The organism is Streptomyces pratensis (genome assembly GCF_037137275.1).
GTDB lineage: Bacteria > Actinomycetota > Actinomycetes > Streptomycetales > Streptomycetaceae > Streptomyces > Streptomyces pratensis_B.
This window is the reverse complement of the sequence record NZ_JBBBEN010000102.1, coordinates 120,836-131,267: the sequence shown is the minus strand read 5'-3', so window position 1 is coordinate 131,267 and position 10,432 is coordinate 120,836. Positions and strand designations below refer to the sequence as shown.

Below are 10,432 nucleotides of genomic sequence, written 5' to 3'. Positions count from 1 at the left end.
CCGGCGCCACGGCCCGCGAGTCCCCCTCGGCTCCGCCGAGAGCGTTCAACGGGTCTCGGTGACCTTGGCCAGGGCGCGCGGCGCGTCCGGGTCCTGACCGCGGGCGATCGTGACCTCGTAGGCCAGCATCTGCAGGGGCAGGATCTCCAGAATCGGCTGCACCTCCTCCGGCACGTCCGCCGTGGGCAGCGAGAATCCCGCCGACGCCGCCTCCACCTGGGCTTTCGGTCCGACCACGAACAGATCGGCGCCGCGCCCGCGCAGCCGGTCCAGCACCGGTTGCAGGGCCTCGCCGCCCCGGCCGTCGGTGACCACGGCGATGACCGGGGAGATGTTGTCGACCATCGCCAGCGGGCCGTGCAGCAGGTCCGCGCCCGAATAGGAGAGCGCGGGGATGTAGCTGGTCTCCATCAGCTTCAGGGCCGCCTCCTTGGCCGTGGGGTAGCCGTAGCCGCGCGAGGTGATCACCATGCGTTCGGCGAAGCGGTAGCGGGAGGCCAGCGCCTTGACCTCGGCCCGGCGGCCCAGGACCGCGCCCGCGAGGTCGGGCAGGGCGGCGGCCGCCGCCGTGCCGTCCCGCCCGCCCAGGCCCTCGACGAAGAGGTAGAGGGAGAGCAGGGAGGCGGTGTAGGTCTTCGTGGCGGGGAGCGCCTTCTCCGGGCCCGCCAGGATGTCGACGTGGAATTCGGAGACCGCGGCCAGCGCGGAGTCCGGGTTGTTGGTGACGGCGAGGGTGACGGCCCCGGCCTCCCGGGCGGCCCTCGTGGACGCCACCAGGTCGGGCGAGCCGCCCGACTGGCTGACGGTGATCACCAGGACGTCCGTCAGGTCCGGCCGGGCGCCGTAGGCCGTCGTGGTGGACATCGAGGCCAGCCCGCAGGGCAGCCCCAGCCGGATCTCCAGGAGGTACTTCGCGTACAGCGCCGCGTTGTCCGATGTGCCCCGGGCGGTGAGCAGCACGAAGCGGGGCTTCCGGGCGGCGATCTCGGCGGCCACCTCGCGGATGCGGGGCGCGCCCTGTTCGAGGATGCGCCGCAGCATCGCGGGCTGCTCGGCCATCTCACCGGACATGATGCGGCCGGGCTCGTCGCCCTGGCCGCTCCGGTCGGCCGGAGGGGTGACGGACATGGGGACCTCCCGTGCGCTGTCGGCTGCGGTGTCGGCGTACGGGAGACGCGTGCGACGCCGCCGTACCGGACAAGTCGACCAGGCAATCCCGCCGCCCGCCAGCGGACCGGCGGACGGACGGTTCTCCGCGCGGCCGCCGTCCTCTGCTAGATTGGCCTCGATTGGTCTATACCACAGGCTCCTCTAGTCAGATCGGCAGGCACAGCGTGGAAGTTGTCATCGTCCCGGACGCCACGGCAGGCGGCGAACTGATCGCGGAGGCCATCGCGGCGCTGCTCGGCCGCAAGCCCGACGCCCTGCTCGGCGTTGCCACCGGCTCCACCCCGCTGCCCGTCTACCGCGCGCTCGCCTCCAAGGCCGCCTCCGGCGCCGTCGACGCCTCGCGCGCCCGGATCTGCCAGCTCGACGAGTACGTCGGCCTGCCGGCGGGCCACCCCGAGTCGTACCGCTCCGTGGTGCTGCGCGAGGTCATCGAGCCGCTCGGGCTCTCCGAGACCGCGTTCATGGGGCCCGACGGCGCCGCCGAGGACGTGCAGGCCGCGTGCGAGGCGTACGACCGGGCGCTGGCGGAGGCGGGCGGCGTCGACCTCCAGCTGCTGGGCATCGGCACCGACGGGCACATCGGCTTCAACGAGCCGTGCTCCTCGCTCGCCTCGCGCACCCGGATCAAGACGCTGACGCAGCAGACGCGGATCGACAACGCGCGGTTCTTCGACGACGACATCGACCAGGTGCCGCATCACGTGATCACCCAGGGCATCGGGACCATCCTGGACTCCCGCCACCCCATCCTGCTGGCCACCGGCGAGGGCAAGGCGGAGGCCGTCGCGCAGACGGTGGAGGGCCCGGTCGCCTCGATCGTGCCCGCCTCCGCGCTCCAGCTGCACCCGCACGCCACGGTCGTGGTGGACGAGGCCGCCGCCTCCAAGCTGAAGCTGGCGGACTACTTCCGGGCCACCTACGCGGCGAAGCCACGGTGGCAGGGGCTGTAGGGCTCTCCCACCGGCGCGACGAAGGGCCGGGACGCCGTCTGGCGTCCCGGCCCTTCGTCGTGCCGCCCGTCCGGCGAGAGGCTCGATCCTCGATCGCCGGACGGACTCGTCTCCCCCGGGGCCCTGCGTCCGTCAGGCCCGGGAGCCCGTGAGCGCCTCCACCGCGGCCAGCGCGCAGACCCGGGCGGCGCCGTGGGTGGCGACGTGCAGCTCCCCCCTGGGCTCCGACCGGGGCAGGCCCATCTCGACCACGACCGTGTCCGGCCGCGCCGCCAGCAGGGCGTCGAGCGCCTCGCGCATCCAGGCGTGCCGGTGCTCGTCGCGGACGACGGCGACGATGCGCCGCTCCCCCGCGGCCAGGAGCGCGGCGGCCGCCGGATCGGCGCTCTCGCTGGTGTAGACGTCCGCGGCGGTGCCCGGCAGGATCCTGGCCAGGTCCGCGGAGATGCCCCAGGGGGTCTGCCCCCCGACGGCGATGTTCGCCACCGGGTTGAACGTGGCGACGTAGGCCGCCTCGGTCAGCGGGGCGCCGGAGCCGGTCACCCGGACCGCGCGGCGGGCGGCCACCAGGCCGACGTCCGAGCGGACTCGGGAGCCGGGCGCGGTCCCCTCCTGCACGTCCGCGCCCGGCCCCGCGTCCTCCCCCCGGGCCTTCTGCGTCCAGGACGCGAGGGCCCGCACCCGGGCGGCGGCGTCGGCGAGCCGCTCCTCGGGCAGTTCCCCGGCGCGGACAGCGGTGACGAGCGCGTCACGCAACCGCAGCACCGTCCCCTCGTCCGACGGACCGCCGCCGACACAGATGGCGTCGGCGCCCGCGGCTATCGCCAGGACAGTCCCGTGCTCCATGCCGTAGACCTTGGAGATGGCCTCCATGTCGATGCCGTCGGTGACGATCAGACCGTCGAAGCCGAGTTCCTCCCGCAGCAGACCGGTGAGAATCCGCGGGCTCACGGTGGCCGGCCGGTCCGGGTCGAGTGCGGGAAGCAGGATGTGCGCGCTCATCACGCATCGGGTGCCCGCGGCGATGGCCGCCCGGAAGGGCGCCAGCTCACGGGCGTGCAGGATGTCCAGGTCCACATCGATCCGCGGCGTCCCGTGGTGGGAGTCGACCGCGGTGTCGCCGTGTCCGGGGAAGTGCTTGGTGCAGGCGGCGACGCCTGAGGATTGCAGGCCCTCGACGTACGCCGCGGTGTGCCGGGCGGTCAGGGCGGAGTCGGCCCCGAAGGCGCGTACGCCGATGACCGGGTTGTTCGGGTTGGCGTTGACGTCGGCGGACGGCGCCCAGTTGAGGTTGACGCCGCACTCGGCGAGCCGGTGGCCCAGCTCCTTGGCGACGGACCGCGTGAGGTGGACGTCGTCCACCGACCCGAGGGCCAGGTTGCCGGGGAACGAGGACCCGTGCACGACCTCCAGGCGGGTGACGTCGCCGCTCTCCTCGTCGATCGCGACGAGGACGTCCTCCCGCTCGGCGCGCAGCCTCTCGGTCAGGGCGGCGAGCTGCTCGGAGGAGGTGACGTTGCGGCCGAACAGCGCCACGCAGGCGAGGCCCTCACCGACACGGCGCAGCAGCCAGTCCGGCGGAGCGGTGCCGGCGAAGCCCGGCTGGAGCACGGCGAGCGCGTCGCGTGTCAGGGTGTCGGTGGTCGAAACGAGGGTGGTCATAGGCCCGCGCTATCCCTTCACTGCGCCGGAAGTGAGGCCTGCGGCCATCTTCTTCTGAATGATCATGAAGAACACGACGACGGGCAGCGCGATCATGGTCGACGCCGCCATGAGGGCGCCGTAGTCCGTGCCGCGCTCGGTCGTGAACGTCATCAGCCACACGTTGAGCGTGTACTTGGAGTTGTCGTTGATCAGGATGTAGGCGAAGAGGTACTCGTTCCACGCGTTCACCAGGGCGAAGATCGACGCGGCGGCGAGCCCGGGGGCGAGCAGCGGGAAGATCACCCGGCGGAAGGCGCCGAAGCGGGTGCACCCGTCCACCATCGCGGACTCCTCCAGCTCCACCGGGATGTTCACGACGAAGCCGCGGATCATGATGGTGGCGAAGGGCAGCGTGGAGACCAGGTAGACGACGATCAGGCCCCAGTACTCGTCGATCCCGCCCATGGCGTTGAGCTGGGCGTAGATCGGGATGAGCATCGCCGTCGGCGGCAGCATCTGGACCAGGATCATGACCAGGACCAGGGCCTTGCGGCCGAAGAACCGGAAGCGTCCGATCGCCAGGGCCGCCAGGGTCGCGATGACCATGCCGCCGACCACCGCGGTGACGGCGACGATCAGGCTGGACTGGATGGCGGTGGCGAAGTTCGGCTGTTCTGTGGCCCGGACGAAGTTCTCGAAGGTGATCGAGGAGGGCCACAGGGTCTGGTCGTAGCTGCGGATCTCCCGGTTGGGCCGCAGGGCGCTGATCACCAGCCAGTAGACCGGGAAGACCATGAACAGCGCGACGCCGAGACCGAGCAGGTCGAAGTGGAGCCGGCTCTTCTTCCGGTCGGGGCGCAGCACCTGTGTTTCGGTCGAGCTGCTCATTCGACCTCTCCCGTCTTCATGAGCTGGCGCAGGTAGTACACGGCCACGCCGGACAGCAGCAGCACCGTGATCAGGGCGATCGCGGAGCCCTGACTGAAGGAGGTGGACTCGAACGCCTTGGAGTAGGAGTAGAGGCCGAGGGTCTCGTACTCCGGCTCGGGCTTGTTGCCGCGCAGCAGCCAGATCTGACCGAAGACGTTGAAGTCCCAGATCACCGACAGCGTGGTGATCATGATGAAGACCGGCTTGATCACCGGCCAGGTGACGTACTTGTAGATGCCATAGGAGCTGGCGCCGTCGAGGGCGGCGGCCTCCTCCAGTTCCTGGGGGACCTGGGTGAGGGCGGCGTACAGGGTGACGACGACGAACGGGATGGCGCCCCAGACGACCAACAGGGTGATGATGGCGAAGCCCTGGATCGGGTCGAGGTACCAGTTGTGGCCGAGCCAGTCCTCGCCGACCACCTTGGCGATCAGCGTGTTCAGCAGGCCGTAGTCGGAGTCGGCCATGAACCGGAAGATCGAGGCGGCCACCATCAGCGGCATCGACCAGGCGGCGATGAGGCAGAAGGTCAGCGTGAGCCGGACCCAGGTGGAGAGCTTGCGCATGAGCAGGGCGATCAGGAGTCCGATGCCCATCGTCAGCGTCACACAGATGGCCATGAAGACGACCGTGCGGAAGGTCACCCACCAGAACTCGGGGTCGCCGAGGATGTTGGTGAACTGTTCGAAGCCGACCCAGGGGGCGGGCTCTCCGGACCACAGTTCACGTCGGCCCATGTCCTGGAAGGACATGATGACCGTCTTGCCCAGGGGATAGAGGTAGACGGCGGCGATCGCCACGATCGCCGGGAGGATCAGGAAGTAGGGGAGCAGCTCCCCCTTCTTCCGCTTCCTCTTCTGCACCCGGGGCGCGGCGCCGTCGTGCGACGGCTCCTTCCCGGTCGGCTGCGGGTCGGGGGGTACGGAAACCGGCGGCCCGGCGGCCTTGGTATCAGCGGCAGACACGTGGCTGACCTTCCATCGCGGGTCCGGGGCGGACCCCGGAATTCACGGCGTTCACTTGCTGGAAAGGAGCGGGGCCCGGCTTTCGCGCCGGGCCCCGCCTGGCGATCGGGAAGGTCAGGCTTCCTTGTTGATCAGCTCGTTGATCTTCTCGTCGGCCGTCTTGGTGGCGTCGGCGACGGAGGAGCCCTTGAGGACCTCCAGGAGCAGGTTCTCCAGGATCTCCTCCTTCTCGATGGAGGCCCAGCCCGGAGCGATCGGCGTGAACCAGGCGTCCGGCACCGCGTTGGCGATGGCGGCGGTCTCGGGCTTCGCCTTCAGCGGCTCAAGCTGCTTCTCGTTGTTGGGGAGGATGTTCTTCGACGCGAGGACCTCCATGGACTTCGCGTTGGTGAAGAGGGAGATCCACTCCTCGCCGAGGTCCTGGATCTTGGACTTGGAGATCGTCGCGAGGTCCGAGCCGCCGATGAAGGAGGGAAGGGCCTTGCCCTCGGGACCGGGCATGCCGGCCGTGGCGATCTTGCCCTCGAGCTTCGGGTTGCCGTTCGGGCCCGACGTGACGCTGCCGGCCTCCCAGGCCTGGCCGTAGATGACCGCGGCCTTCTTGTTGGCCATGACGTTGGCGTGGTCCTGCTCGTCCTTCAGCTGGTCGGCCTTGTTGTACTTCTTGACCAGGTCGACGAAGTGCTGGATGCCCTTCTGCGCCTCAGGCGTGGAGAGAGTGGCCTTCCATTCCTTGCCGCCCTCGTCGTACTCGGCTATCTGGCCTCCGTAGGCGGCGACGTAGGACATCGCGGCGTACCAGTAGCGGCCGGGGAAGTAGAGGGAGGAGGCGCGCTTGTCGGTCTTGGCCAGTTCGGCGGAGACCTTGTCCATCGCCGCGAGGAACTCGTCCTCGGTCTGCGGAAGGGCGTCGCTGCCGGTGCCGGCCTTCAGCATGTCCTTGTTGTACACGGCCAGACGCGCGCTGGCGTAGTAAGGAACGCAGTAGGTCTTGCCCTCGAAGGTGCACGTGTCCTTCAGACCCTTGATCCAGGTGTCCGAGTTCTCGTACTTCTTGGGGTCGATTTCTCCGAGCGCACCATTGAGGATGTACTGCATCGTCTCGGTGTTGCCGAGTTCGACGACATCCGGGAACTTGTCTCCGCCGAGGGAGGTGTCCAGCTTCTTGACCTTGTCGGCCCACTGCTGGTACTGAACCTCGACCTTGACGCCCGGGTACTTCTCGTTGAATTCGGCGTTGACGTCCTTGACCAGCTCGGGCCAGGTCGACTGGGCCTCGCCCATGAGCCAGACGGTCAGGGTTTCCTTGCGGTCCTTCGGGTCCTTCGACGACGTCGAGTCACCGGAGCCACATGCCGCGACCGAAACCAACATGCCCGCGACGCCGATCGCCGCGATGAGCTTGCGCTTCACGTCAAACCTCCTCAGGGATGCTGCAACCCCACCCACCGCGAAGTCATTCGACGAGTTCTGCTGGGGCTGGACCTGGTCTTTAATGGTTTAGACCAGTACCGGGAGCTTGGCCTAGACCTTTAGGGGTGTCAAGGGTGTATAAGAAGTGCACTCGCGTCCGTTATAGGACCGACACCTGAGGGAGGGCGACGACCCGTGACCGGACCGTGCCACCATGTGAGCCGCGACAGACGGAGGAGCCGGTGACGGCAGCAACGCAGCAGTCGGGAAGGCGGGCCATGGGCGCCGACGGGGGCAGTTCGGGGAGTGAAACCGGTACCGGAACACGCATCGCGCGCGTGCCGAAGTACTACCGGCTCAAGCGACATCTCCTCGACATGACGGACACTCTGCCGCCCGGCACTCCGGTGCCGCCCGAGCGCACCCTGGCCGCCGAGTTCGACACCTCGCGCACCACCGTGCGCCAGGCCCTCCAGGAACTGGTGGTCGAGGGCCGGCTGGAACGCATCCAGGGCAAAGGAACCTTCGTCGCCAAGCCGAAGGTCTCCCAGGCCCTCCAGCTGACCTCGTACACCGAGGACATGCGCGCCCAGGGACTGGAGCCCACGTCCCAACTGCTGGACATCGGCTATGTGACGGCGGACGACACGCTCGCCGGTCTGCTGGACATCTCGACGGGCGGCCGGGTGCTGCGCATCGAGCGGCTGCGGCTCGCCAGCGGGGAGCCGATGGCGATCGAGACCACACACCTTTCGGCCAAACGCTTCCCGGCGCTGCGCCGTTCGCTGGTGAAGTACACCTCGCTCTACACCGCGCTCGCCGAGGTGTACGACGTCCGTCTGGCCGAGGCCGAGGAGACCATCGAGACCTCGCTCGCCACTCCGCGCGAGGCGGGGCTGCTGGGCACGGACGTGGGGCTGCCGATGCTGATGCTGTCCCGGCACTCGATCGACGGCCAGGGCGAACCGGTGGAGTGGGTGCGCTCCGTCTACCGGGGCGACCGCTACAAGTTCGTGGCCCGCCTCAAGCGGCCGGCCGACTGACGGACGCCGGGCACGGCGCCACGTACACGAGGGCGGTGGCCCGGGGACGGACCCCCGGGCCACCGCCCGTTTTCGGTCAGCCACGGGAGTGCTCCGACGCGGTCGACGCGGTCGCGCGCCGCCCGCATGCCGAGCACCCGCCCGCCCGGCCGAGCGCCGGACGGACCGGAGGCGAAGGGCTCCGAATCACCCCGCGAAGCGGTGAACCATATCGCCGCCGCGCCCGTGTCCTCGTGCGGAACATCACCGTTGCCGGACCGCAATGCGGAGAGGGGGTGACGCTGGGCGGACAGGTCCCCTAGATTCCCTCCCCATTGCACCGGTGATCAGCGAGGGGACGGAGTCACCACATGCCAGACGAGAACGAAGCGAAACCGCCTACGGTGACGCCCGCCAGAGTGGTCATCGGGATCTGCCTCGCCGCGCCGTTCGTCGCGATGCTCTGGGTGAGCTCGTACGCCCGGATCGAGCCGAAGTTCATCGGCATCCCGTTCTTCTACTGGTACCAGATGCTCTGGGTCGTCATCTCGACCGCGCTGACGATGGTCGCCTACCAGCTGTGGCGGCGTGACCAGCGCGCCCGCAGGAAGGGTGCCTCCGCATGAAGGACGGCGTGAACGGCGTCGCGCTCGCCGTCTTCATCTTCTTCTTCCTGGCCGTCACGGTCATGGGCTTCATGGCCGCACGCTGGCGCCGGGCGGACGACGGGGCGACCCTGGACGAATGGGGCCTGGGCGGACGGTCGTTCGGCACCTGGGTCACCTGGTTCCTGCTCGGCGGCGACCTCTACACCGCGTACACCTTCGTCGCCGTCCCGGCGGCCATCTACGCCGCGGGCGCGGCCGGCTTCTTCGCCGTGCCGTACACGATCCTGGTCTACCCGCTGATCTTCACCTTCCTGCCCCGGCTGTGGTCGGTGTCGCACAAGCACGGGTACGTCACCACCTCCGACTTCGTCCGCGGCCGCTTCGGGTCGAAGGGGCTGTCGCTGGCGGTCGCCCTCACCGGCATCCTCGCCACCATGCCGTACATCGCGCTGCAACTCGTCGGCATCCAGGCGGTGCTGGACGTGATGGGCGTCGGCGGCGGCGAGGGCACCCACTGGTTCATCAAGGACCTGCCGATCCTCATCGCCTTCGCGGTGCTGGCCGCGTACACCTACTCATCCGGGCTGCGGGCGCCGGCCCTGATCGCGTTCGTCAAGGACGGCCTGATCTATCTGGTCATCGCGGTGGCCATCATCTACATCCCGATCAAGCTCGGCGGCTTCGACGAGATCTTCACCAAGGCGAGTGAGGCGTTCGCCCAGGAGAACCCGCAGACGGGCCAGGCGCGCGGCTCGCTGATCCCGGGCGAGATGGGGCAGTGGGGGTACGCCACCCTGGCCCTGGGCTCGGCGCTGGCGCTCTTCATGTACCCGCACTCCATCACGGCGACGCTGTCCAGCCGCAGCCGCGAGGTGATCCGTCGCAACACCACGATCCTGCCGCTGTACTCACTGATGCTGGGGCTGCTGGCGCTGCTCGGCTTCATGGCGATCGCCGCCGGGATCAAGGTCGACAACGGCCAGTTGGCCATCCCGCAACTCTTCGAGAACATGTTCCCCGACTGGTTCGCCGGAGTGGCGTTCGCCGCCATCGGCATCGGCGCGCTGGTACCTGCCGCGATCATGTCGATCGCCGCGGCGAACCTCTTCACCCGGAACATCTACAAGGACTTCATCCGGCCGGACGCCACCCCGGCCCAGGAGACCAAGGTATCCAAGCTGGTGTCCCTGCTGGTCAAGGTCGGGGCCCTGGCCTTCGTCCTGACCATGGACAAGACGGTCGCGATCAACTTCCAGCTGCTCGGCGGGATCTGGATTCTCCAGACGATGCCCTCCCTGGTCGGCGGTCTGTTCACCCGGTGGTTCCACCGCTGGGCGCTCCTCGGGGGCTGGGCGGTCGGCATGCTGTACGGGACGATCGCCGCGTACGGCGTGGCGAGTCCGACCCAGAAGCACTTCGGCGGGTCCTCCAAGGAGATCCCCGGCATCGGGGAGATCGGCTACATCGGACTGACCGCGTTCGTGCTCAACCTGGTGGTGGTCGTCGTCCTCACGTTCGTCATGAAGGCGCTGAAGGCCCCGGTGGGCGTCGACGAGACCTCGCCGTCCGACTACACGGCCGACGCCGGCGACCCGGGCGTCAAGGCGGAGCTGCCGCCGGCCACGGTGGGGGCGCCGGGCGGGCACTGACCCGGCGGTACCCGCGCACCGGGCCGCCGCACCTCCTTCCCGGGAGGGGCGGCGGCCCGACCCGTTGCCCGGCCGCCGCTC

Annotated in this window: 9 protein-coding genes; 4 read left to right on the top strand and 5 right to left on the bottom strand. The window is 69.3% G+C overall.

The window, feature by feature from the left end:
- Positions 1-45 precede the first annotated feature (45 nt).
- Positions 46-1,128: an SIS domain-containing protein gene (locus V9U70_RS27735; protein WP_336679665.1), complete on the bottom strand. Its 1,083-nt coding sequence runs from the start codon at positions 1,126-1,128 to the stop codon at positions 46-48.
- 206 nt (positions 1,129-1,334) lie between these two features.
- Between V9U70_RS27735 and nagB the strand changes: the two genes are divergently transcribed.
- The gene (nagB, locus tag V9U70_RS27730; protein WP_336679662.1) at positions 1,335-2,120 is read left to right on the top strand and encodes a glucosamine-6-phosphate deaminase; all 786 of its coding nucleotides are present in this window, start codon (positions 1,335-1,337) and stop codon (positions 2,118-2,120) included.
- A 132-nt stretch (positions 2,121-2,252) separates the two neighbouring features.
- Here the strand turns inward: nagB and V9U70_RS27725 are convergent, their stop codons facing one another.
- From V9U70_RS27725 to V9U70_RS27710, 4 genes are all read right to left on the bottom strand, one after another.
- Positions 2,253-3,782, bottom strand: a complete 1,530-nt coding sequence (locus tag V9U70_RS27725; protein ID WP_336679660.1) for a glycoside hydrolase family 3 protein — start codon at positions 3,780-3,782, stop codon at positions 2,253-2,255.
- A 9-nt stretch (positions 3,783-3,791) separates the two neighbouring features.
- Positions 3,792-4,652, bottom strand: coding sequence for a carbohydrate ABC transporter permease (locus V9U70_RS27720; protein ID WP_336679658.1), 861 nt, complete (start codon positions 4,650-4,652; stop codon positions 3,792-3,794).
- Positions 4,649-5,659: a carbohydrate ABC transporter permease gene (locus V9U70_RS27715; RefSeq protein WP_336679656.1), complete on the bottom strand. Its 1,011-nt coding sequence runs from the start codon at positions 5,657-5,659 to the stop codon at positions 4,649-4,651. The genes V9U70_RS27720 and V9U70_RS27715 overlap by 4 nt, the downstream gene beginning before the upstream one ends.
- Before the next feature lie 114 nt (positions 5,660-5,773).
- On the bottom strand, positions 5,774-7,072 hold the full coding sequence (locus V9U70_RS27710) for a sugar ABC transporter substrate-binding protein (RefSeq protein WP_336679654.1): 1,299 nt from the start codon (positions 7,070-7,072) through the stop codon (positions 5,774-5,776).
- 278 nt (positions 7,073-7,350) lie between these two features.
- Between V9U70_RS27710 and V9U70_RS27705 the strand changes: the two genes are divergently transcribed.
- The 3 genes from V9U70_RS27705 to mctP all read left to right on the top strand — a co-directional run bounded on the left by V9U70_RS27705 (position 7,351) and on the right by mctP (position 10,351).
- The gene (locus V9U70_RS27705; RefSeq protein ID WP_336680117.1) at positions 7,351-8,115 is read left to right on the top strand and encodes a GntR family transcriptional regulator; all 765 of its coding nucleotides are present in this window, start codon (positions 7,351-7,353) and stop codon (positions 8,113-8,115) included.
- A gap of 350 nt (positions 8,116-8,465) precedes the next feature.
- Positions 8,466-8,720, top strand: a complete 255-nt coding sequence (locus V9U70_RS27700; protein WP_336679652.1) for a DUF3311 domain-containing protein — start codon at positions 8,466-8,468, stop codon at positions 8,718-8,720.
- A complete protein-coding gene (gene mctP, locus V9U70_RS27695) occupies positions 8,717-10,351 on the top strand; it encodes a monocarboxylate uptake permease MctP (protein ID WP_336679651.1) in 1,635 nt (544 codons plus the stop codon). Before V9U70_RS27700 ends, mctP begins: the two co-directional genes overlap by 4 nt.
- The last annotated feature ends 81 nt before the right edge of the window (positions 10,352-10,432 follow it).

Coding starts and splice junctions, on each gene's coding strand:
- V9U70_RS27735 (WP_336679665.1), bottom strand. CDS start 1,128: ATGTCCGTCACCCCTCCGGCCGACCGGAGCGGCCAGGGCGACGAGCCC.
- V9U70_RS27720 (WP_336679658.1), bottom strand. CDS start 4,652: ATGAGCAGCTCGACCGAAACACAGGTGCTGCGCCCCGACCGGAAGAAG.
- V9U70_RS27705 (WP_336680117.1), top strand. CDS start 7,351: ATGGGCGCCGACGGGGGCAGTTCGGGGAGTGAAACCGGTACCGGAACA.
- V9U70_RS27725 (WP_336679660.1), bottom strand. CDS start 3,782: ATGACCACCCTCGTTTCGACCACCGACACCCTGACACGCGACGCGCTC.
- V9U70_RS27700 (WP_336679652.1), top strand. CDS start 8,466: ATGCCAGACGAGAACGAAGCGAAACCGCCTACGGTGACGCCCGCCAGA.
- mctP (WP_336679651.1), top strand. CDS start 8,717: ATGAAGGACGGCGTGAACGGCGTCGCGCTCGCCGTCTTCATCTTCTTC.